We start from the raw sequence: 26,179 nt of genomic DNA, 5'->3' as shown, positions 1-26,179 counted from the left end.
TGTTTCGCCAACTGCTTTCCGTCGACCTGACTACCGCGGTTACGCGCCGGATCAGCCGGTAGGGAGCCGGGCGCTCGAAGAGTTCGCCCGGTAAGGCTTCACGATCACCTTCACATCGACCTCGGTCCCCGGCTCCGGGGCGGGTCGAGATCGCTCAGCACGGCCGTACCGAGCCGGGACACCGGCCCCACCAGTTGCCTGGTGTGACCGGTGTCCCGGCATCGCTGTCAGCGGCTGAACGTGTGCATGAACCCGGTCTGCTGCCGGATTCGATTCAACTGCATCTCCGCCTCATTGGCCCGGTCCTGCGCCCGTGCCGCCTGATCTTCGGACTGCTGTGCCAACTGGCTGGACTGTTCGGCCTGATCCTGCGCCGCGGACGCCCGCTGCTGACACTGATTGGCCTCCCCCTGAGCCTGCTGCGCCTGACTCTGCGCCCGATCCGCCTCACTATGGGCCTGCTGCGCCTGATTTGCGGCCTGCTGCGCCTGCTGACGAGCCTGCTGCGCCAGCTGAACCGCCAGGCTCACATTCTGCTGCGCCATTTGCGCCTGATGACTCACCTGCCGCGCCTGCGCCTGCGACTGACGCGCCAGGGAAGCGGCCTGGTTCGCGGACTGGCGGGCGTTCTGCGCATCCATGCGCGCCTCATTGCACTGAGCTTGGAATTGGGCCAGGCTCATATCCGCTTCCCTCCCCGCCATGTCGATCCCCTCATCAGGACGGCTCCCGTTCGCCGACCGCCTATCAGTAGCTACTTCCTGAGTTGCCATAGCCGAACTCCCTTCCAAAGAAAGTGGATGCGGATTCGTACAGGAAGAACTCGAGGTGAACGGTCTCATCTTCACTGAAACCACACCACGTCGCAGCAAATTTGCCGCAACCATCCGAAGAGATCGCAAAACTCGACGAGATCGCCTGATTTCACAGCAATCCGAGCAGCCCGCGCCCACTCGACCGCGAGACCGGTGACAACTACCGCGCGGCAAATACCTCGTGTATTTCGGTTCCGATCAAAAGCGGGTCCTGCTGAGTCTGCGCGGACATGCCCTGCCGACCGAGCAGCTCGCAGACTTCTCGCAGGCGGCCGTCGCGATCATGGACTTCGGCGACGACAGTGTGGATACGACGCCAGTCCGCGTCGGTAATGCCATGCAGGACATCCAATTCGCCCCGCTCGACATCGACCTTGAGCAACCCGATCTCGCTGTCGCGGCAGTGTTCGTCCAGTATCGCCGAAACAGTGGCTACCCCGACCTCCAGCCGTACGCCGTCATGCAGGCCGGGAGTGATGAGCGCGATGGCCGCGTCGTCCAAGCCGCTGTTGTGCAAATAGATCTTGGTGGCTTCGTCATCGGCCTCGCGATCGGCGAAGAATCCGGAGTTCGCCGATGCGCGCGGATACCAGGTGAACGGCCGTGTGCCCGGCGTGGCGCCGACCGCGACCTGGAGGGATATCCCGTCCGGAACATGCGCGGCGATATTGCGGTCCAGGCAACGAAAGGTCATCGGCACGGGCTCGACCGCGATGACCTTAATTCCAGGGCAGGTGTCGGCGAACATCATCGCGCTGAGTCCGATGTTGGCGCCGATGTCGAGGGCAACATCGCCAGGGCGAAGGCGTGCGGCGGCACGCCGGTAGAACCCGTTCGTCGCGGTCGTCTCGCCCCACAGCATCCGGGCCTCGGCCGGGCTCGTGCAGGTCACCGTTCTGCCGTCGTCGAGACGCAGGTGCTGCAAAGTGGTCACCATTGTTCCATGAGCCTTTCGAGGACGGGGCCGACGATGGCGAGCGCATGTGGATGGCTCAATTCGAGGTGGCGGGCGTCGACGACGACGTTGTGTATGTCGCCGCTGACAGAGGGCCGCCACGTGTGCGCGATAGCGTCGTGGTCTGGGTGGTCTTTTCCGGCGGTGAAGAAGACCAGGTCGCCCTCGAAGACGTTCGGCCGATAGCCGGCGGAGATATCGCTCGCGGTTCGGAAGCTCTCCATCACCCGATCTGTCTGTTCGGCGGTGAACAGTCCGGTTGCGATCACCTGGTCCCGGATGACGTTCCACGCTTGCTCGTGGGTGGTGGCCTGCAGCTCGTCGCCGAGGTCGAACAGCTCTCGCCAGCCGCCGAGCAGATCGGCCATCAGCTGTCCCGGTGCGGCCTGGCCTGCAAGGGATGTGGCCGGTTGCGATGATGCCCCCGCCGCACTGTCCAGCATGGCCACGACGCCGACCCGATCGCCGTCGCGCTGCAGCTGTACCGCCATAGCGTGCGCGATCTGGCCGCCCAACGACCAGCCGAGCAGGTGATACGGACCCGTAGGCTGCACTCGGCGAATTTCGGCAACATAGCGTGCGGCCAGTTCGTCGACGGACTCCGCACGTGGTTCGCCGGACACGACGTGTGGATCCTGCAACCCGTACACCGGCCGATCCGGATGCAGATGTTCGATGATGCCGCCGTAGAACCACGCCAGACCGCCCGCCGGGTGTACGGCGAAGACCGCCGGCTCGGATCCGTTCGCGCGCAACGCCAGCAGCACCTTCAGGCCGGAGTCGCCCTCCGAGTCGTCGGCCCTGCGCGCCAACGCCTCCGAAGTCGCATCGTCGAACATCCAGGGCAATTCGATCGTCACACCACGAGTCCGCAACTCTGTTACCGCCATGGTGGCCAGCAGTGAATTGCCCCCCAGGTCGAAGAATCCGTCGGTCACCCCGACCCGCGGGGCTCGCAAGACCTGCGCGTACACATCGGTGATCACTTTCTCGGTATGAGTCCGCGGTGCGACGAACCGTACCGCTCCGTCGAAATCGGGAGCGGGCAATGCTTTTCGATCGAGCTTTCCGTTGATGGTCAACGGCAGATCGGGCAGGACCATGACCACCGAGGGCACCATGTAGCTCGTCAGCACCTCAGCGGCGGCCGCGCGGATCTGGCCCGGATCGATCCGCTGCCCGTCGCTGCCGACGACGTAACCGATCAGCTGATCGACGTCGCGCTCGTGGCGGTGCACCGCCACGGCGGCGCGCGACACCGACGGATGCCGGAGCAGCGCCGACTCCACTTCGCCCAGCTCGATCCGGTACCCGCGCAACTGAACTTGTGCGTCACCGCGGCCGGCGTAGGTCAACTCCAGCCCGCTGCTGGTCTCACGCCAGCAGCCGACATCGCCCGTCCGATACAACCGGCCGCCGTTCGGATCGAACGGGTTGGCCACGAAGCGGCTCGCTGTCAACGCCGGAGCTCGCAGGTAACCGCGCGCGAGTTGCCCGCCGGCGACATAGATCTCGCCGCGGACCCCGACCGGTACCGGCTGCAGCCGGACGTCGAGCACATACACCCGCAACCCCGGCAGCGGTGATCCGATCCTGGCCGCGCTCGGGCCATCGACCTCGGCGAAGGTCACATGCACGGTCGTCTCGGTGATCCCGTACATGTTGACCAATTGCGGCGATCCGGGCTCGTGCGCGGCGAACCAACCGGTCAACCGCGCCGCATCCAACGCCTCGCCGCCGAAGACAACATACCGGAGCACGAGATCGCCGTGGCCACAACCGGATTCGCGATATCGGCGCTCCGCGTCGACGAACCCGTAGAACGCCGAAGGGGTTTGGCTCAACATCGTGACGCGCTCGCGCGCCACCAGTTCCACCACCGCCTCCGGCGACCGGGACTTGTCGTAGTCGACGACGACCAGCCTGCCTCCGGTCAGTAGGGCGCCCCACATTTCCCACACCGCGAAATCGAAAGCGTACGAATGGAACATCGTCCACACGTCGTCGGGGTGGAAGTCGAATCGTTCGGCGGCGTGGGTCAACAATGTGACGGCTTCGCGATGGCTGACGGCCACCCCCTTCGGGGTGCCGGTCGACCCGGAGGTGTAGATCACATAGGCGAGGTTGTCCGGTCGCGCGGGCATCGGGCCGGAACAGTCCGCGACCACGGCCCCGGCCTCTTCGATCAGTAGCATCGGTGCCGCGTATCCCACTACTTCCGTCGCCATCTCGGCAGAGGTCAGCACCGCGGCGGGACACGCGTCGTCGAGGATGAAGCGCAATCGCTGCGGCGGGTTCGCCATGTCCAGCGGCAAATATCCCGCCCCTGCGCGCACGACCGCGAGCAGGCCCACGATCAGGTCGACCGAACGCGACAACGCCACTGCCACCAGGGTTTCCGGCCCCACACCGAGCTCGGTGAGTTGCACGGCGAGCTGGGTGGCGCGCTGATCCAGTTCCGCATAGGTCAGCTGCGACACACCATCGGTCACCGCGACCGCATCAGGCTGCGCCGAGACGCGGGAGGTGAACAGCTCGGCCAGGGTCACATCCTCGACCGCGACACCGTCGACTCCGGCAGCAGCCAGCACCTCGCGCCGCTGGTCGGGATCCACGATGTCGATATCGCCCACGGCGACAGCCGGATTCACAGCCAGCTGCTCCAGGATCCGGGTATACGACTGCGCGAACCGAGTCATCGTCGGCTCGACGTACAGATCGGTGGCGAAGGTCAGTCGTCCGACCATTCCGCCCGGACGGCCCCCTGCACCGAACCGTGCGACGAGCTTGACGTTCAGATCCGCGCGGGCCTCGTCGAAGCCGTTCTCGATCGGTTCGACGGTGAGCTCCGCCAGCTCCAATGCGGCTGCGCTGAGATCCTGGACGTCGAGTGTCACCTGATAGAGCGGCATGTGCGCGGTCGAGCGCCGCGGATTCAGCGCCTCCACGACCTCCTCGAAGGGCACATCGGCATGGGCGAACGCGGCGAGATCCGTCTCGCGGGTGGCAGCGAGCAGGTCGGCGAACGACTGCCGCGACGACACCCGCGACCGCAACACCAGTGTGTTGACGAACATGCCGATCAGATCGTCGAGTTCGCGGTCGCCGCGGCCGGCGACCGGGGTGCCGATCGCGACATCGTCGACGTCGGCCAGCCTGGACAGCAGCACGGTCAAGGCGGCGTGCAGGACCATGAACACCGTCGCGTTGGCCTCGCGGGCGAGGGCCTCGATGCGGGCATGCAACTCGGCGGACAGCTCGAAATCGATCGCGCGGCCGCGCATGGACGCCACCGGCGGCCGGGGCAGGTCGGTCGGCAGCTCGAGCAATTCGGGCAGCCCGGTGAGGCTGTCGGTCCAGAATCGCAGCTGCCGGGAGACGAGCGAGTCCGGATCGCGTCCGTCACCGAGCACCTCGCGCTGCCACAGCGCATAGTCGGCGTACTGGATCGGCAGGGGCAGCCAGTTCGGTTGTGTCCCTTGCCTACTCGCCTCGTAGGCCACCGCCACGTCCCGAGCGAGCGGCATCATCGACTGTCCGTCGGCGCAGATGTGATGCACGCAGATCGCCAGCACGTGATCACGGTCGCCGACGGCGAACAATTCGGCTCGCACCGGAGGTGTTCGAGTCACATCGAAGCCCGCGGAGACCACCGCCGCCGCCCGCTCCAGCACATCGTGTTCGTCGACCCGGATCGGCGGCAGCGCCGGTGCGACCTCGTCGACGCCGACCATGACCTGACAGGGCGTCCCGTTGATCATCGGGAACTTCGTTCGCAGCGACTCGTGTCGGTCGATGACCAGCGCGCACGCCTGCTCCAGCGCATCGATATCGAGCTCGCCCCGCAGCCGGATCACCAACGGGATGTTGTACGCACCGACCGAGGTGTCGAATTGATTGAGGAACCACATCCGCTGCTGCGCCGGGGACAGCGGTACTAGAGCTGGGCGGGTGCGCGGTGCCAGCGGCACGGCGACGTTCCGGTCGGCGGTCGTGAGATGCGCGGCCAGTTCGGCGACTGTCGGTGCGTCGAACAGGTCCCGAATACCGACGCTCACACCGAGTTCCGTGCGCAATCGCGCGACCACGCGCGTCGCCGACAGCGAATTGCCGCCGAGCTCGAAGAAGCTGTCCGCTGCGCCCACGGCGCTGACACCCAAGACGTCGCCGAAAACGTCCGCGATGCGCTGTTCGGTGTCGCTGCTCGGGGCGACCCATTCCCGCTCGACCGGGCATTCCGGCATGGGTAGTGCCGCCCGATCCAGCTTGCCGGTCGCGGTCAGCGGGAGCTCGGCGAGCGGCATCAGCACGTGCGGCACCATGTGCGCGGGCAGATGACGTCGCGCAGCAGCCTTGACGCCACTCGGATCGATGCGTCCGTCGCCGACCAGATAGCCGACGAGCTGGTCGGTGCCGCGCTCGTCTGTGCGCAACACGACCACCGCCTGGTCGACCCCGGGATGCCCGGACAGCACGGCTTCGATCTCGCCGAGTTCGATGCGTTGACCGCGGATCTTGACCTGGAAATCGCGGCGGCCGAGGTACTCCACGGCATGGTCCGAGGTCCAGCGGGCCAGATCACCGGTGCGGTACATGCGCGACCCTGCCGCGCCGAACGGATTCGCCACGAAGGTACCCGCGGTGGCCGCAGGCCGGTCCAGATACCCGCGCGCCAGCTGGACGCCCGCGAGACACAACTCCCCCACTACGCCGACCGGCACCGGCCGCAACCACGGATCGAGCACGACGGCCTCGACGCCGCGGATCGGTCCGCCGATCGTCACCACATTGTCCGGGAGCAGCGAACCGCTGATCCCGGCCAGAATCGTGGCCTCGGTCGGTCCGTACCCGTTCAGTAGCCGCCTGCCCGGCGCCCACAGCGAGACCACCTCCGGGGTCACCGCCTCGCCGCCGGCCATCAGCACTCGCAGCGAATCCATACCGGCCGGTGACATGGTGGCCAGCACGCTCGGGGTGAGGAACGCATGCGATACCCGTTGCGCCCGAATCAATTCCGCCAGCTCGTCGCCGGCGAACGCGTCCGGTGCCGCCACCACCAGCAACGCGCCGTTCGTATGGGCCAGCAGTACTTCGAGGACGATCACATCGAAACCGGGACTGCCCACGTGCAGCACGCGCGAACCGGTGTCCACGCCGAAACGGTCACGCACCACTGCGGAGAAATTCGCCAGCCCCTCGTGGGTAACCACGACGCCCTTCGGGATTCCGGTCGACCCCGAGGTGTAGGTCACGTACGCCGCATCCCGGATCTGTGGCGTCCGTAGGCGATCGGCGTCGGTGACGGCGGCCGCGGATTTCGCCGCGATGGCGGACTCGGTGTCCGGATCGTCGAGGACCAACGGGCACACCACGTCGCGAAGCAGATCCCGCGATGCCTCGACGGTGAGCGCGACCCGCACACCGGAGTCCGCGAGCATGTGTGCCACGCGCTCGGCCGGATTGCGCGGATCGATCGGCAGGAATGCCGCACCCGTCTTGGCCGTCGCCCACAGGCCGAGCACGAACTCCGCCGACCGCGCGATCGCCAGCGCGACTTGATCGCCGGGGCCGACACCGCACTCGATCAACTGCCGCGCCAACTGGTTCGACCGGGCATCCAACTCGACGTATGACATCGTGCCCCGACCCGAAAGCAGTGCTGCCCCAACTGGATTCACGCCGGAGCCCGCGGCAAGCAACTCCGCAAGCAGCTGCGGCGACGCGGCACTGCCACCCGTGGCGGGCACCAATTCACGCCGATCGGCTGTGGACAGCAGATCGACCGAATCGAGCCGCGCGTGCGAATCAGCCGTGATCGCGCGCAGCACGATGTCGAGCCGGGCAGCGAGACCGGACGCCGTCTCGTCGTCGATGCGGTCCTGTTGGTAGCGCAGGCGGACGTGCAGTTGGTCGGTATGGTGCGCCTGCACGGTGATCGGGTAGTGCGCGGCGTCGCGCCCCTGCGCCGAGACCACCCGCATGCCATCGATGTCGGCGTCGCCCAATCCGCTGCTGTCGACCGGGTAGGACTCGAACACAACCAGCGTGTCGAACAGGGACACGCCGTCCACAGCCGCCAAGATCTGCGGTAGTTCGAGGTAATGGTGGTCGAGCAGACGGGTGTTGTCGGCCTGCAATCGAGTCAGCGCGTCCTCGATGGTCCGGTCCCCGCGCACCTCGACGACTACCGGAATCGTATTGATGAACAGACCGATCATCGACTCGACCCCGGACACGTCGGCGGGACGGCCGGACACCGTGCTGCCGAACACCACGCGGTCGGCGCCGAGCAGGTTGCTCAATACCACCGCCCAGGCGAACTGGACGATAGTCGCCATCGTCACCGCGTGTGTCCGGGCGAATTCCACCAACTCGGCCGTCGTGTCGCTATCGAGAACGACCGGCAGATCGATCGGGATGGTCGCGGTCGTATCGGTATGCCGATCGGCCACCAGCGTGGGCTCGGCGACACCGCGCAGCGCGTCCCGCCACACCTCGACGCTTCTGGTGCGGTCGCGCCGGTCCAGCCATTCCAGGTAATCGCGGTAGGGCACCGCATCGGGCAACAGCTGCGGCTGTGCGTCCACCGCGTACAAGCCGATCAGTTCACGCCACAGCAGCGGCAGCGACCAGCCGTCGAGCAGAAGGTGATGGGCGGTCAATATCAGCCGGAAGTCTTGCGGTCCCACCGTAACGATCACGAACCGCAGCAGCGGCGGATCAGCCGGATCGAACCCGGCCGTACGCTCGGCGTCGATCACCTCGTCCAGGTCCGGTGCGCGCTCGGACAGCGTGATACTGCGCCACGGGAGGTCGGTATCAGCCGGAATCACCTGTACCGGAACGCCTTCGGCGGTTCGGACAAAGGCGGCCCGTAGGTTGTGATGGCGTGCGAGCAGGGCCCGCGCGGCGCGCTCGAGCCGATGCTCGTCGACCGCGCCCGACAGCGTGAGCACCGATTGCGCGATGTAGACGTCGAGGTGGCCCGCGGCGACCTCAGCATGGAACAGCAGCCCCGCCTGCAGCGGTGCCACCGGCCACACCTCGCTCAATTGTCCGTACCGCTCGGCGAACTCCGCCAGATCGCGCTGGGTGACGTCGACGAGCGGAACGTCTGCCCGAGTCAGTCCCCAGTCCTGGTCCGCGACGGCCGTGATGGCGGTCAGGACATCGACCCATTCCTCGACGAGTTCGGCCACATCGTCGTGGTCGAGCAACCGCGAGGCGTAGCCGACGTACGCCGACAGCTGAGGTCCGGCCGCCGCGTCGACGATGTTCACGTCGATCGTGAGGACCGCCGCCGCCGGCATATCCGGATCGAATGCGGCCCGTCGGTCGAAAGGTTCGTCGGTCGGAACCCACGGCAGGTCCGACAATGCCGTGAGATCGACACCGATTCGCCCGAGATTGTTGAAACTGATCTGCGGCTCCGGCAGGACAGCGAGTCGCTCGGCCGTCTCGGTATTCAGATAGCGCAGCAGGCCGTAACCGATTCCCTTGTCCGGGATGTCGCGCAGCTGGTCTTTGACGGATTTCACCGCCGCGCGCACATCAGTGAGATCGACATCACTCAGGTCGAGCGCCGCCGGATAGCGAGTAGTGAACCAGCCAACGGTTCGGGAAACGTCCGCGCCCTCGGCGATCTGCTCCTCGCGACCGTGCCCTTCCAACAGGACATTCATGCCCGCATACGCAATGCCGCGACGTCGCCGCCAGCGAGTCAGGGCCACGGTGAGAGCGGCCAGCAGCGCATCGTCGATGCTGCCGCGCACGGCCTCGGGCACCTTGTCGAGCAACGCCGAGGTCACTTCGGCCGGGAGCGATACGGTCAGCTGACGCACGGTCGACTGGGTGTCCAGCGCGGGATCCAAATCCGCACGTCCGAGCAACGGATCGGGTGCCGAACAGATCCGATGCCACAGCTCGAATTCGCGCGCACGCGCTGCCGCGGCGGCGATCGACGCAGTCGACCACCGACGCATAGAGGTGCCCGGCGCGGCCAACTCGACCGGCCGCCCGTCGGTGATCTGTTGCCACGCAGTCACGAAGTCGGGCAGCAGAATCCGCCACGACACCGCATCGACGGCCAGGTGATGGATCACGATGAGGGCACGCGCCTGCGCGTCGACGCCCGTTTCGGGCAGCAGGCACACGACGTGCACCATCGTGCCCACCGCCGGGTCGAGCCGGTCGAACGCCGTGGCGGAGGCCGCCTCCACCACCGCGGCGAAACCGGCACTTCCCGGAGCCTCGTCGGCACCGAAGGTCAGGACGGAGACCGAACCGGCGGTATCGGCAGCGCTCGGTGGCAGCACCTCCCAGCGTTGGGCATCGAGCCGCGAGCGCAGCACATCGTGGTGTTCGACGATCGCCCGCACGGTCGAGAGCACGTCGTCGACGCGCGCGTCACGCGGCAAGCTCACCAGCATCGACTGCGCGAACCGAGCCGGTGCCCCGAGTCGTTCGACGAACCAGGACACGATCGGCGTGAACGGAATCTCGCCCACACCACCGCCGGGCAGCTCGTCGAGCGACGCCCGCTCGGCGGCCTGCGCCACCTGCGCCAGTCCGCGAACTGTCTTGCGCTCGAAGATATTTCGAGCCGTCACGCCGATGCCCGCGGACTTCAGTCGCGAGGCCAACTGGATCGACATGATGGAATCGCCGCCGAGCGCGAAGAAGGAGGTTGTCGCGCCCACCGTCGCGACGCCGAGGACATCCGCGAAGGCGGCGGCGATGGCGCGTTCCAGTTCGGTCGATTCCGCGGCCGCACCGTCCTGGGTGGTCTCGAAGACGGGTTCCGGCAACGCTTCTCGATCCACCTTGCCCGTCGAGGTGAGCGGTAAGTGGTCGAGCACCGTGATTGTCGCCGGCACCATGTGGGCGGGCAAGGCGGTCGCCGCGTGATCGAGTACCGCGCTCGGATCGGCGACCGCTGGGGGTTCGGCCGTGATGTACGCGGCGAGCACAGGTTGCCCGCCGGGCCCCGTACGACTCACGGTGACCGCAGTGGCGACCGCCGGATGCGTGAGCAGCGCGGCGTCGATCTCGCCCAGCTCGACACGCTGACCCCGAATCTTGATCTGGAAATCGAGGCGGCCGATGTATTGCAGTGTGCCCTGCGTGGTCCAGCGGACGATATCGCCGGTGCGATACATCCGTGAACCCGGCTGACCGTAGGGGTTCGCCACGAACGAACTTGCCGTTGTCGCAGGGCGATTCAAGTAGCCGCGCGCCAGCGCGGTCCCCGAGAAGTGCAACTCCCCCGCCACTCCGATCGGCACCGGCCGCAACCGCGCGTCCAGCACCACCGCCTCTGCACCGCGGATCGGTCCGCCGATGGTGAGCACTTCGCCCGGGTGCACCGGATCGCTCATCGTGATCACGATCGTCGTCTCGGTCGGACCGTAGATGTGGTGCAATCGCCGCCCGTCCGCCCAGGCAGCGAGCAGATCCTCCGCCACCTTTTCGCCGCCGACCGTCAGCATCCGCATCGAATCCACGTCGGCGGGAGACATCGTCGCCAGCACACTCGGTGTCAGAAACGCATGCGTGACCTGATGCGCTCGGATCAGCGCGACCAGGTCTGCGCCGCCGAGTACTTCCGGCGGCGACACCACCAGCGCCGCGCCGGCGGCGTGCGCCATCAATGCTTCGAGCAGGACCGCGTCGAAGGCGGGTGCGGCAGCTTGCAGTACGCGCGACGTGCCGTCCACGCGATAGCGCTCGCGCTGCTCGGCCGCGAAGGCCGCCAGCCCCTCGTGGGTAACCACCACGCCCTTCGGCGTTCCGGTCGAACCCGACGTGTAGATCACATACGCCGCATCCCGAATCCGCAGTGTGCGTGGGCGATTCGCGTCCGAGACGGCGTGACCGGGACGTGCGGCGATGTCGGCGGCCGTGCCCGGGTCGTCGAGCACCAGCCAGCGGACGCCGTCCGGAAGGGATGTGCCCGCGACCGTGATGCCGACTTCGGCACCGGAGTCGTGCAGCAGGTAGGCGATCCGCTCCGGCGGATAGCGGAGATCCACCGGCACGAAGGTGGCGCCGGTCTTCGTGATCGCCCACATGGCGAGGTGATAGTCGGCCGATCGTGGCACGGCCAGCGCGGCACACATCCCCGGCCCTGCGCCCCAGGAAAGCAATTGCGCCGCAAGCTGATTGGCGCGGTAGTCGAGTTCGCTGTAGGTGAGGGTCCGAGTGCCGTCGATCAGGGCGATCGACGAGGGGGTGGTTGCCACGGCCGAGGCCAGCAGATCGGGAAGCAGCCGCGGCGCGGGGGCGTCGGTGCCGCGCGCCGGGACCAGCCGTTCGGCCTCCTCGGTGCCGATCAGCGCGATGTCACCCACCGGCCGCGTCGGATCGCAGACCACCGCATCGAGGACGCGAATGAACCGCTCGGCCAGCGATTCCGCCGTCGATTCGACGAAAACATCTGTGGCATAGATTATTTCGCCCTCGATACCGGCAGGTCGGTCACCGTCGAGGCGTTCGGTCAGCAACACCGTGAGGTCGGTCTTGGCCTGGGCGATACCCGCATCGAGCAGTTCGACATCGACATTCGGCAGCTGGAACCGGGCCGCCGGGGTGCTCTGCAACCCGAACAGCACCTGATAGAGCGGCGTATACGCCGTCGACCGGGGCCGGTCGAGCAGGTCGACCAGTCGCTCATAGGGCAGATCCGCATGCGCGAGTGCCTCGAGGTCGACACCGCGCACCTCCGTGAGGAGGTGCCGGAACGACCTGTCGTCGCGAACCGGCGTGCGCAGCACCACGGTGTTGACGAACATGCCGACGAGATCGTCCAGCGCCGGGATACCGCGACCCGCTACGGGCGTGCCGACCGACACGTCGTCGGTGTGTGCGGTGCGCGCCAAGACGATTGCCAGCGCGGAATGCAGCACGACGAATACGGTCACGCCCTCTCGACGGGCCAGCCGCACAACCTGGTCGTGTAGCCGCTGCGGTATGCCGAAACGAACACTGCGACCGACCATCGACATGGTCGCAGGCCGCGGTCGATCGGTCGGCAGGTCGAGCAACTCTGGGGCGTCAGCGAGAACCTCGGTCCAGTAGGCGATCTGCCGCGCGATCACCGATGGCGGATCGTCCTCGGCGCCGAGCATCTCCCGCTGCCACAGCGCATAGTCGACGTACTGAACTTGCAGCGGTTTCCATTGCGGCGCTTGGCCTTTCACCCGCGCGCAATAGGCGGCGAATACGTCGCGAGCCAGCGGTGGCATCGACGAGCCGTCGGCGGCGATATGATGGACGACCAGCACCAGAATGTGCTCGTCAGGGCCGGTGCGATACAGCCGCGCCCGCACGGGCACCGCTACCGAGACGTCGAAGCCCGTCTCGACGGTCTGCCGGATCCGCTCGCCCAGCACGATCTCGTCGGCGACCGGCTCCGCATCCAGTGCCAGACCATCCACTACTGCCGCCACATCCCGCACGACCTGACACGGTTCGCCGCCGACCGTGGGATACACCGTCCGCAGCGGCTCGTGCCGGGCCACCACGTCCTCGAACGCCGCGCGCAACGCATCGACGTCCAGCGCGCCGGTCAACCGAGCCGCGAAACCGATGTTGTAGGCCGCCGAGGCGATATCGAACTGGTTGATGAACCACAACCGTCGTTGCGCCGCCGCAAGGGGGATCGTCGCCGGGCGCGGCCGCGGCGCGAGCGGTATCAGCGACGATCGCGTGCGCTGCGCCAGGCGCGCCGCCAATCCGGCGATCGTCGGCTCCTCGAAGATATCGCGGATACCGACCTGGACACCGAGCGCCGCCTCGGCGCGCGCGGCGATCCGGGCAGCCGAGAGCGAGTCGACACCGATCTCGAATAGGTTCGCCCGCACGCTCACCTGGTCGCTGCCCGAGATTGTGGCGGCGATATCGGCCAGTGCCGCTTCGCGTTCGGTGCGTGCCGGCACGAATTCCGCGCCGTCGTCGAACGTCGGCTGTGGCAACGCGGCTCGGTCGAGCTTGCCGTTCGAGGTGAGCGGCATCTTCTCGAGCACCTCGACGCGGACCGGAACCAGATACGACGGCAGCGTGCGAGCGAGCTGGTCGCGAATCGCGCGACCATCGGTCACCGCTGCTGGCGCGAGCGTCACATACGCGACGATTCGCTCCGAGGTCGCGACAGCAACAGCACTGGCAACCTCCGGTATCGCGCACGCCGCCGCTTCGATGTCCCCCGGCTCCACCCGCTGACCGCGGACCTTCACCTGGAAATCGCTGCGGCCCAGAAAATCCAGCTCTCCAGTTCTCGTCCACCGCACCAGGTCACCGGTGCGATACAGCCGCTCCCCCGGCGCGCCGAAACGATGCGCGACGAAGGCTGTGCACGTCAGGTCGGCGCGGCCGTGATAACCGCGCGCCAACTGCACACCCGAGACATACAGATTGCCGACAACACCGACCGGTACCGGTTGCAGTCGCTTGTCGAGCACGTAGACCCGCATACCGGACACGGGCGCGCCGATCGGGACCATCGCAGGGGTCGCACCGGGCAGGCAGCGCGCGGCGGTGACCACCTCCGCCTCGGCCGGGCCGTACCAGTTCACCACCTCGGCCCGGGTGCATACGCGCACGGCGGCGTCGACGGTGTGCTGCGCCAGCGCCTCACCAGCGACGAATATCCGCCTGATCGAGGGCAATTCGGTATCACCGACGGCTTCGAGGAGAACATCGAGCATCGACGGGACGAAATGCACGGTGCTGACGTTTCGGCTCGCGATGACGTCCGCCAGATAGGCCGGGTCGCGGTGCCCGTCGGGTGCGGCCACCACGATCTGCGCGCCGATTTGCAACGGCCAGAACAACTCCCACACGGCGATGTCGAAGGTGATCGGAGTCTTGTACAGCACCGAGTCGGCCGCGGTGTGCGGCCACTGCTGCTGTGCCCACGCCAGCTGACTCATGGTCGCGGCATGGGTCAGGGCCACCCCCTTGGGCACGCCGGTGGACCCGGAGGTGAACAGAATGTAGGCCACGTTGTCCGGCCGCAGCGGCGCACACCGTTCCACGTCCGTGATCGGGGCACCGGACAGCCCGGCCAGATCCAGCTGATCGACACGAACGCAGGTGTATCCCTCGGGCAGTCCGTCGCCGTCCGCTGATGTTGTGAGCACCATCAGCGGTCGGGCCGCACCCAGCACACCGGCGATTCGCTCGCTCGGTTGATCCGGGTCGATCGGCAGGAAGGAAGCACCCGCCTCGAGCACCGCATATAGCGCTGTCACGAGGTCGAGTGAGCGCCGAATGGCGACGGCCACAACGGTTTCCGTCCGCACATTACGCGATATGAGCCACCTGGTGAGCCGATGGACACGGGCGGCGAAATCCCGGTAGGTCAGCGCATCGCCGTCCGGAAGTTGAATCGCCGGAGCATCGGGGCTGCGCTCCACCTGTTCATCGAAGGCGTCCACCAGGGTTCGGCCCACTGATACGGGGTCGCCGGTGTCGTTCCAACGCTTGAACATCAGCTGCCGCTCGCCGGCATCCAGCAGATCGAACTCACCGATCGGCGCATCGGCATCGGTCGAGACGCCGTCGAGCAGGCGAACGAACCGGTCGACGAAACGCTGTGCGGAGTCCGCGTCGAACAGGTCGGTGGCGTAGGTCAGGCGCAGCGTCATGCCGGTGGGCACGTTGTCCGGCCCGTGGTCCTCCGTCATCATGAGCAGCAGGTCGTAGATCGCGGCACTGTCGCCCGGGTCGATGGTCTCGACGGTGAGACTCGGAAGTTCCACGCGCGCCCGCACCATGTTCTGGTAGGCGAGCATGACTTGGAACAACGGCGTGTGCGCTGTCGACCGTGCCGGATTCAGCGTTTCCACCAGTTGCTCGAACGGTACGGTGGCGTGGTCGAAGGCCTCGATGTCGCTGTGCCGCACCGCATCCAGCAGGCTGGTGAACGTCTGATCGAGCGTGGCGCGGGTGCGCAGGACCAAAGTGTTGACGAACATCCCGACGAGGTGGTCGAGCGCCCGGTGGCCGCGACCCGCGTGTGGCACGCCGATAGCGATGTCGTCGCTGCCGGACAGCCGTGACAGCAGCACCGCGAGTGCCGCGTGCACCACCATGAACGTCGTCGCCCGAGCTCGCTGGGCCAGGGACTCCACCCGGCGCTGCAGGTCCGCCGGAATCTCGACGTGGATCACCGCGCCGCGGTGAGTCTGCTCCACCGGGCGCGGTCGATCGGTAGGCAGCTCGAGCAGTTCGGGTATGCCCGCGAGTCGGGTTCGCCAATAAGCGATATCGCGGGACACGGGTGAATCCGGGTCGTCCGGCGAGCCGAGCACCTCGCGCTGCCACAGGGCGTAATCAGCGAATTGGACGGTGAGCGGCGTCCAGTCCGGCAGGTTTCCACCGGCCCGCGCCCGATAGGCCGTCACGATATCGGCGGCCAGCGGCGCCACCGAATAACCGTCGCAACTGATGTGGTGCACGGCCACCGCAACCACCCAGGCCGTATCCGACAGCTGGTACAGCGCGCCCCGAACCGGCACGCCCTTCGACACATCGAATCCGGCGTTCGAGAACGTGGCCAGCCGACGTGCCAGCTCGCGCTCATCGATCCGCTGCGGGCTGAGGTCCCAGCCCGCGACGACATCGGCCGCGTCCAGCACCACCTGCGTGGGCATGCCGTCGACCGCCGGGTACACGGTGCGCAAGCTCTCGTGCCGCTCGACGACATCCCCGACGGCCGCCGCCAGCGCATCGACATCGAGCGCTCCGTCGAGGCGAAACGCAAGCGGCACAATGTATCCCGGCGAAGCCGGATCGAACTGATTGAGGAACCACATCCGGGCCTGCGCCGTCGACAGCGGCAGCCGGTCCGGTCTCGGTTTCGACGTCGGGGCGGGCAGACCGGGCACCCCCCGCAGCTGTGCGATGCGCTCGGCCAACTCGGCGACGGTGGGCGCCTCGAACATCATTCGCACCGGTACGGTCGCGTCGACCGTGGCGCCGATCCGGCTCAGCGCGCGCGTGGCGAGGAGCGAATTCCCACCCAGGTCGAAGAAGTCGTCGTCCGCGCCGACCGTCGGCAGGCCGAGCAGCTCGGCGAAGACCTCGGCGACGGCCTGCTCCACGAGCCCTCGCGGCGCCCGGTATTCCGCGTGCTCGCTCGGATCCGGAGCAGGTAATGCCCGGTAGTCGACCTTGCCGTTCGCCGTGAGTGGGACGGCGTCGATCCGGACGATCGCGGACGGCACCATATAGGCCGGCAGTCGCTCCAGCAGGAGGCGTCGAATCTGCTTGGTGTCCAATGTCTCTGGGGTGACCACGTAGGCGACCAAGCGTTGCTCGTCGCGGCCGGAATGCACCCGTGCAACGGCCGCGGTCACCTGTTCGTGTGCGAGCAGCGCTGCCTCGATGTCGCCCAATTCGATCCGGAGCCCGCGAATCTTCACCTGATCGTCGGCGCGGCCGACATAACGCAGGGCGCCGCCCTTGTCCCAGTGCACAAGGTCGCCGGTGCGGTACAGGCGAGATCCGTGCGCGCCGTCGAGCGGGTCGGCGACGAACGTCGCCGCCGTCAGATCGGGACGTTGGCGGTATCCGCGGGCCAGCTGGATGCCGCCCAGATACAACTCACCGGTTACCCCCACCGGAACGGGGTGCAGTCGCGAATCCAGCACATGCACGATGACATTCGGCTCGGGAACCCCGATCGGCACCGTGGAGACGCCGTCGATCCCGTCGATGCGATACGCGGTGACGCTGACCGCGGCCTCCGTCGGCCCGTACAGGTTGTCGATGCGCGCGTCGCTGAGATCCCGGAAACGGCGGACGGTTTCGGCCGGCAGCGCCTCACCGATGCACAGCACGCGCCGCAGGTCCGGGAACTGGCGTCCGACGGCCGTCTCGTGGAACGCCGAAAGCAACGACGGTACGAAATCCGCTGTCGTCACGTGATATTCGGCCATCAACCGGGCCACCGCGTCCGGGTTGCCGCTGCCGTCGGGGCCCGCGACAACCAACTTCGCACCACATGTCAAGGGGCAGAACAACTCCCAGACCGACAGATCGAAGGTGACCGGCGTCCGCAACAGCATGACGTCGTCGCCGAGTTCGTAGTGCTCGCGCATCCAGCGGAGTTGATTGACCACCGCGACATGCGGTACCGCCACCCCCTTCGGTACCCCGGTCGAGCCGGAGGTATAGATGACATAGGCCAGGTTCTCGGGACGCAGCGGCTCGAGCCGATCGGCGTCCGTCACCGGCGACGCATCCCGGTACTCGGCGTCGAGTTCCGCCAACGCCCATACCGGGACGTCGTCGGGCAGATTCGCTTCGTCGGACGGACGGGTGAGCACCGCCTGCGGCCGCGCAGCGGCGAGCACTGCGCGCACGCGATCGAGCGGATGATCCGGATCCAGGGGCAGGTAGGCCCCGCCGGCCGCGTGGATCGCGTACAGCGTGGCCAGCAGGTCGACGGAACGATGCATCGCCACGGCCACAACGGTTTCCGGACCGACTCCACGTCCGATCAACGCATGCGCCAGCGAATTCACCCGCGCCGCGAACTCTCGGTAGCTGAGTCGCGCACCGCCTTCGGAGTCGAGCACGGCCGTGCTGTCCGGCGTCGCCGCGGCCTGCGCGGCGAACAGGTCCGCGATCGTCGCAGACGATGGCGGCGTCGTCGTCCCGTTCTCGCGCTCGGCCAGCTCGCGCGCCTCGTACGCGGTCAGCAGCTCGATGTCGCCGACCGCGCGGGCGGGATCGGCGACCATCGCACGCAGCAGCAGCACGAACCGGTCGACCATCGAAATGATCGTCGCCTCGTCGAAAAGATCTGTGGCATAACTGAATTCGACTGCCATCGCACCCGGCTCACCGTCGTGCTCTGCGGTGTCGACGAGATTCAGATGCAGATCGTATTTGGCCACACCCGGATCGGCGATCCGGGCCGACACCGTCAGTCCCTCGAACTGCACCGTGGGAATTTCGATGTTGTGGAACGAGAACCCCACCTGCGTCAACGGTGCATGTGCCGTCGTGCGGGGCGGATTCAGCACTTCGACCAGGCGCTCGAACGGGATGTCGGCGTGGTCGAAGGCGGCCAGATCGGTAGCCCGGACCTGCTCCAGGATCTGGAGGAACGACGCGCCGGGTTCGATGCGCGTCCGCAGCACCAGGGTGTTGACGAACATTCCGACCAGGCGCTCGAGTCCCGGTTCGCCGCGACCGGCGATGGGCGTGCCGACAGCGATGTCACCGGTTCCCGAAAGCCGGGCCAGCAGTGCGGCATACGCCGCGTGCAGCACCATGAAGACCGTCACGTCGCGGCCGCGGGCCAGGGCGACCAGGTCGCGACCGAGGTCGGCGGGTAGTGTCGCCGACACCGTCGCACCGCGGAACGATTGTCGCGCCGGGCGCGGACGATCGGTGGGCAGGTCGAGCACTTCGGGCAGATCGGCCAGCGCAGCCCGCCAATACTCGACCTGGGTGGCGGCCGGGCAGCTCGGATCGTCCTCGGTGCCGAGCCATTCCCGTTGCCACAGAGCGTAATCCGTGTACTGCACCGGCAACGGCGACCACTGTGGCGCCTCGTGCCGGATGCGGGCGTTGTAGGCGGTCATCAGGTCCGCGGCCAGCGGCGCGAGCGAGGATCCGTCGAAGCTGATGTGATGGACGATGAGTACCAGGGTGTGTTGATCGGATGTACTGCGCAGCAACGTGATTCGGAACGGAACCTCGCGTGTGACGTCGAATCCGGCTGCGGCCGTCGCGGCGATGCGCGCCTCGACGTCTGCCGCCGCCACCTCGACCGGCTCCAGCGGGGGCAGTGCCGCCTGCACCGACACGATCAGCTGGTGCGGTCCACTGTCGCTGTCCGGATAAACAGTCCGCAGAGCTTCGTGCCGGTCGAGCACATCGGCGATCGTCGCGTGCATGGCGGACACGTCGAGAGGTCCCGACATGCACACGACCAGGGCGATGTTGTACAGCGCCGAGCCCGTGTCGAACTGATTGAGGAACCACATGCGGGCCTGGGCGGGCGACATCGGGATCCGCGCCGGGCGTTCCTGCGGAATCAGTGGTTCCCGCCCGGGTGCGTCGATGGCCCGCAGATTCTCCGCGAATGCCGCGATGGTGGGCGCGTCGAACACGGTGTGCAGCGGAATATCGACACCGAACACAGCGCTCAGCCGCGCGGCCACTCGCGTCGCCGACAGCGAGTTGCCGCCGAGATCGAAGAAGTTGTCGAGGACGCCGACCTGATCGATGCCCAGCGCAGCGCCGCACACACCGGCGACGATCTGCTCGGCCGCGTCGCGTGGCGCGACGAACTCGGTGGTCTCGGCGGCGAACACCGGTGCCGGCAACGCCGCGCGATCGATCTTGCCCACCGATGTCAGCGGTAGCGCGTCGAGCACCGTCACCGTGTCCGGAACCATGTGCGACGGCAGGCGTTGCGCGGCGTAGGCCGTCAGCTCCGCGATGTCGACGGTATCCGGCGCCGACGTGACATAGGCGGCAAGCCTCGGTCCGCTCTCCGTCGCAACGCTGACCGTCACCGCGGCCGCCACCGCTGGGTGCCCGGCGAGGACGGCTTCGATTTCGCCGAGTTCGATGCGCTGGCCGCGGATCTTCACCTGGAAGTCGGTGCGTCCGATGTATTCGAGAGTGCGCTCGGGTGTCCAGCGGGCCAGATCGCCGGTGCGGTACATACGTGCCCCCGCCGCACCGAACGGATCGGCCACGAATGCCGACGCGGTGTCCGCGGGTCGGTCGAGGTATCCGCGGGCGAGATGGATACCGGAGATGTACAGCTGTCCCGCCACCCCGACCGGTACCGGCTGCAGATTCGTGTCCAATACCAGGGTCTCGACACCGCGGATCGGGCCACCGATCGTGACGCGGGCAACGGCGCACAGCGGATCACTGATCGCGACCATGATCGTGGTCTCGGTCGGCCCGTACCCGTTGAACAACCGACGGCCGGGACTCCATACCGTGGCCGTTTCCGCCGATACCGCCTCCCCACCGGCGACCAATACCTGTAACGAATCCACATCGGCCGGCGACATCGTCGCCAGCACGCTCGGCGTGATAAATGCATGCGAAACCCGTTGCGTGCGAATCAGTTCCGTCAACCGATCCCCAGCGAAGACATCCGGCGGCGAGACCACCAAGGCCGCACCGTTCGGGTGCGCCATCAGCAACTCCAGGACCACCGCATCGAAGCCGGGAGCCGCCACCTGCAATACCCGCGCGGAACTGTCGATCCGATAGCGTTCACGTTGTTCGGCGGCGAAATTCGCCAAGCCCGCATGCGTCACAATGACGCCCTTCGGCTCTCCCGTCGAGCCCGAGGTGTACACCACGTACGCCGTGTTCGAGGCACGGCAGACGCGAATCCGATCCGCTTCCGTCACGGCGGCCGGGGATCGCGCCGCGATGCAGGCCTCGGTGCACGGATCGTCGAGAATCACCCGCGCGACCGCGGGCGGGAGCAGGCCCTGGGTTGCTTCCACCGTCAACGCCACCCGTACATCCGCGACCATGAGCGCGACTCGCTCGGCCGGATTCCGCGGATCCACCGGGACGAATGCCGCACCCGCCTTCGCCACCGCCCACATCCCCACCACGAGTTCCACCGACCGCGCCATCACCAGCGCGACCTGATCATCCGGACCCGTCTCCCACTCGATCAGCAACCGAGCGAGCTGATTCGACCGGACATCCAACTCCGCATACGACACCGTGCGTTCTCCCGACACGATCGCCACGGCATCCGGCTCCTGGACCCTCAGCAACTCTGCCAGCACCCGTGGTGCCTCGGCACGGCCGCCCGAGGCGGGCACCAACGCGGCTCGCTCGGTCGTCGACAGCACATCGACAGCACGCACTCGCTGCTGCGGATTCGACACGACCGATTCGAGGATCCGATTCAGCCGCGCGGCGAATTCCTCGATCGTCCCCCGATCGAACAGGTCGGTCGCGTAGGTGATCCGAAGTGCGAGATCGCTTGCCGCCCTGATGTTCTCGGCGACGGTGACAATGATGTCGACCTTCGCCGGTTGCGGTCCCGGATCCAAGATCTCGGCGGTGAGCTCGGACAGCTCCAGGCTCGGGCGGTCCATATTGTCGAAGGCGAGGTACACCTGACACAGCGGTTCGCGCGCCGCCGACGGCATCGGATCGACCGCTTCGACGATGCGTTCGTACGGCAGGTCGCTGTGGGCGAAAGCTTCGATATCGATGTCTTTGACTCGCGTCAGAAACTCCGTGAACGATTCGTCGCCGCGCACCTGGGTGCGCAGTGGCACCGTGTTGACGAACATGCCGATCAGCGGTTCCAGCGCGCGCTCGCCGCGGCCCGCGACCGGCGCCCCGATGGTGATATCCGCCGAATCCGACAGCCGGGCGAGCAGAACGGCCAACGCGGCGTGAACGACCATGAAGCTCGTGACATTCGCCGTGCGTGCCACCCGCTCGATCCCGGCGCAGGTCTCGGCGGGCAGCACTGTGTCGACGACGTCTGTCGACATGGACTGGCGAGCCGGGCGCCGACGGTCGGCGGGGAGTTCCAGCAGCCGAGTCATACCCGCCAATTGCGCTGTCCAGTAACGCAATTGGCGTGCCGCCAGCGAGTCCGGATCGTTCTCGTCGCCGAGCACACTGCGATGCCAGATGCTGTAATCGGCGTACTGCACGGTCAGTGGTCGCCAATCCGGGCCGTGTCCCTGCGACCTCGCTCGGTAGGCCGCTGCGAAATCGGCCGCGAGCGGTGGCAGCGACGATCCATCGCAGCAGATGTGGTGTAGGACGACGACCAAAACGTGCCGCCGCTGGTCGGTGCACGCGAGCAGTGCGACCCGGATCGGCGGACGTCGGCGCACGTCGGTCCCGGTCGAGGCCAGCTCGCGGATCCGATTGTCGAGATCATCGGGGCGGGTGAGCTGCGGGGTCGAATCGAGATCGGCAGCGACGTGCTCGGCCGACAGGATCACCTGCGTCCCTTGACCATTCACGGCCGGATAGACGGTTCGCAGGGATTCGTGCCGTTCGATCACGTCGGTCAGCGCCGAGCGCAGTGCCGTGCTGTCGAGGTGTCCGGTCAGCTGCAGCACCAGCGGAATGTTGTACGCCGCCGACTCCGGGTCGACCTGATTGATCAGCCAGATCCGGTTCTGTGCGGGCGCCAACAGAATGGGCTCGACGCGTGGCTGCGCCTGCAGGACGGGGCGGCTGGATTGCTGACCGGCTTCGATATGGGCGGCGAGTTGGGCGGCGGTCGGCTTGCCGAACAGGTCGCGCACCGATATCTCGCACCGGGTCAGCTCGGCGATCCGCACGGCAGCGCTGGTGGCGGTGAGCGAATTGCCGCCCAGGTCGAAGAAGTTGTCCAGCACACCGATCTGCGGAGCGCCCAGGACCTCGGCGAAGACTTCGGCGATGGTCTTCTCGATGACGGTGCTAGGCGCTACGTAGGTCGCGGCCGAACCGAAGGCCGGCTCGGGCAGCGCCCGATAGTCGACTTTGCCGTTGACGGTCAGTGGCAACGCCTGCAGAACGACAATGTGCGCCGGGACCATGTATTCCGGCAGCATCGAGCCGACGTGCGCGCGCAGCCCTTCGGATTCGCAGACCGCGTCGTCGGCGGGCACGACGTAGGCGACCAGCCGGGCCGCTTGCGTGCCCGGCAGGTGCACGACGACGACCGCCGTCGAGACCGCGCTGTGGCTCAGCAGCGCACTGCGGATCTCGTCCAGCTCGATCCGGAACCCGCGCAGCTGCACCTGCTGGTCGGCGCGTCCGCGATATTCCAACTCGCCCTTACTATTTCGGCGAGCGACGTCGCCGCTGCGATAGAGGCGCTCGCCCGGATCGCCGAACGGGTCGGCGACGAAGCGCCCCGCGGTCAGCCCGGGGCGGCCGAGGTAGCCGCGGGCGAGTTGCGCTCCCGCGACGTAGATCTGACCCCAGGCTCCCAGCGGCACCGGGCGCAGTCGTTCGTCCAGGATGTACGCGCGCAAGCCCGGCAGCGGTGGGCCTATCGTGCTCGGTGCGCCCGGCACGGCGCTGTCGGGCGTCAACCGGAGATAGGTGACGAAGACAGTGGTTTCGGTGATGCCGTAACTATTGGCCAGCACCGGCAGGTTCGGATTGTGCTCGTACCAGTCCGACAAACCCGTCGGATCGAGAGCTTCGCCCGAAAGGACGACCAGTCGCAGGGAGAGCTCACTGTCGGGTTCCCCGGCATCCGCATATCGCTGTCGCGCAGTCGCGAATTGATGGAATGCCGAGGGTGTTTGGCTCAAGACGCTCACCTTCTCGCGCGCCACCAGGCGCACGACGTCGTCCGGTGAACGCGTGGCAGGGCTGTCCACCACGACCACCCGGCCGCCGGTAACCAGCGCACCGAAGATCTCCCACACCGAATAGTCGAACGCAAACGAATGGAACAACGTCCACACGTCATCGGCGCGGACTCCGATTTCGGTACACGCGTTCGTCAGGTAGGTGGCGACCGCGCGATGGGTGATCGGCACGCCTTTCGGCCGTCCCGTCGATCCGGAGGTGTAGATGACGTAGGCGATGTTGTCGAGGTGCAGCGGGCGGGTGCGATCCACATCGGTGATCGGATGAGCGGTTTCCACACCGGAGTCGTCGTCGAACAGCAGCACGGGGCCGGCGTAGTCGGGTACCTGATCGTGCATGCTCCGGGTCGTCACCACAGCGATCGGATCGGCGTCGTTCAGCACGTAGTCGAGTCGATCGAGCGGGTGTGCGAGATCCAGCGGCAGATACCCGGCACCCGACTTCAGCACCGCCAGCGCGACGATGATCAGATCGGCATCGCGTGGCATCGCGATGGCAACCAGCGATTCCGGCCCCGCACCGAGGGCGATCAGCTTGCGGGCGAACCGGTTCGAGCGCTCGTCGAGCTCACGGTAGGTGAGAGCGGTCGTACCCGACGTGACGGCCACCGTGGACGGGGTGGCCGCGGCCTGTCGCGTCAGCAGATCGACGAGTGTCGCAGAGGTCGCCGCGCCGTCGCGGCCGGCGAGTTCGCCGAGTATGCGCCGCTGCTCGGCGGGGTCGACGAGCGGGATATCGACCAGGCGGGTGTCGACGGGCGAGTCCATCATGCGATGCAGGAAGTCGACGAATCGACCAGTGTGCGCGTCGAGTTCGTCCTGGCTGTACAGGTTGGCGTTGCCGTGCAATTCGATGAGCAGCGGCGCGTCGGCCCCGGAGCGGTACATATTGAGCTGCAGGTCGTCCAGGGCCCCGGAGGTCAGTGCGCGGTAGCGGCCGGTCGCCGAGCCGAGCCGAATCTCGGAATCGAAGAACAAGATATTGAGGATCGGGCCGAACGAGGTCGCGGCCGCGTCCAACGCGTTGGAATCGCGGCGCAGATCCTCGAACCGGTAGAGCTGGTGTCGCATCGCCAGGACGAGCTCGGACACCGACGCGCGAATCAGCCCTTCCACGGTGGTCGTCGCGTCCACGGCAAATCGGATCGGCACCATGTTCGCCAACATCGCGGCGGCGTTCCGCAAGCGCACCGTCATCCGTCCGGTCACCGGCAGCGACAAGACGACGTCGTCGGTGTCGGTCATGCGGGCGAGAAATGCGGCGAACGCGGCCACGACCACCTGCGCCGGCGACGCGTGCAGGTCGCCGGCGAAACGGTCGAGCATGGCGGTCAACCGCGACGGCAGCGGTCGACCGGCGAAGCGGTCGTCTTCGCTCCACTTGGCGGTGCGACCGGACAGACTCGTCGTCGGTGGCAGATCAGCGACCTTGTCGAGCCAGTACGCCTTATCGGTGTCGAACCGGCGGCTGGTGCGATATTCGCGCTCCGCCGCGATGATGTCCGCCAGCCCCGCCGCCACCAGTCTGGCCGGCGGCCTGCCCTCGAGCAGTGCGTTGTAATGCTCGGCCACTCGGTTCAGGATGTTGAACGCGCCATAGCCATCGATCACCAGATGATGGGCGCGCGCGTACCACAGATACCGGTCTTCGCCGAGCCGGATGAGCCGCGTCGCGGCGAGCCGGTCCCGGGCCAGATCGATAACCTTGGTGTTGTAGTCACGGCGCATCCATTCCATTGCCGCCGCGTACGGATCGTCTTCGGCGCTGAAATCCAGCAACGGTTCGTCGTAGACGATGCTGCGGTCGACGAATTGATACGGCTGACCGCCGGATTCGACCACCCGGACAACAAGAGATTCGGTCTCGTGGCCCGCGTCGTTCACCGCCTTGGTGAACGCGTCGTAGTCTATTGCCCCCTCGATCTCGACGTAGTGTGCGATATTGACGTTCGGGCCGCCGGGCAGGTTGTTCGCGAGCCACATTCCGTATTGCGCCCTCGAAAGCGGAATCAGATCCGTATCTCGGTCGGCAGGCGTGGCTGAATTCGGACTCATCGTCTAAC

3 protein-coding genes are annotated in these 26,179 nt (G+C 67.0%); all 3 read right to left on the bottom strand.

Going from position 1 to position 26,179, the window contains the following annotated elements; all coding sequences use genetic code 11:
• Positions 1 to 227: 227 nt before the first annotated feature.
• Positions 228 to 683 (bottom strand): hypothetical protein, encoded by a 456-nt coding sequence (locus ACQP1G_RS22315; protein WP_433207603.1) that lies wholly within the window; start codon positions 681 to 683, stop codon positions 228 to 230.
• A gap of 292 nt (positions 684 to 975) precedes the next feature.
• The gene (locus tag ACQP1G_RS22310) at positions 976 to 1,752 is read right to left on the bottom strand and encodes an FkbM family methyltransferase (RefSeq protein ID WP_433207600.1); all 777 of its coding nucleotides are present in this window, start codon (positions 1,750 to 1,752) and stop codon (positions 976 to 978) included.
• Positions 1,746 to 26,171, bottom strand: a complete 24,426-nt coding sequence (locus ACQP1G_RS22305) for a non-ribosomal peptide synthase/polyketide synthase (RefSeq protein ID WP_433207597.1) — start codon at positions 26,169 to 26,171, stop codon at positions 1,746 to 1,748. Before ACQP1G_RS22305 ends, ACQP1G_RS22310 begins: the two co-directional genes overlap by 7 nt.
• Between the last annotated feature and the right edge of the window lie 8 nt (positions 26,172 to 26,179).

It is taken from the genome of Nocardia sp. CA-107356, assembly GCF_050946365.1.
In the GTDB taxonomy this organism is placed as follows: Bacteria; Actinomycetota; Actinomycetes; order Mycobacteriales; family Mycobacteriaceae; genus Nocardia.
Note: the sequence above shows the minus strand (reverse complement) of the source record. Positions and strands in the feature narration are given on the sequence as shown.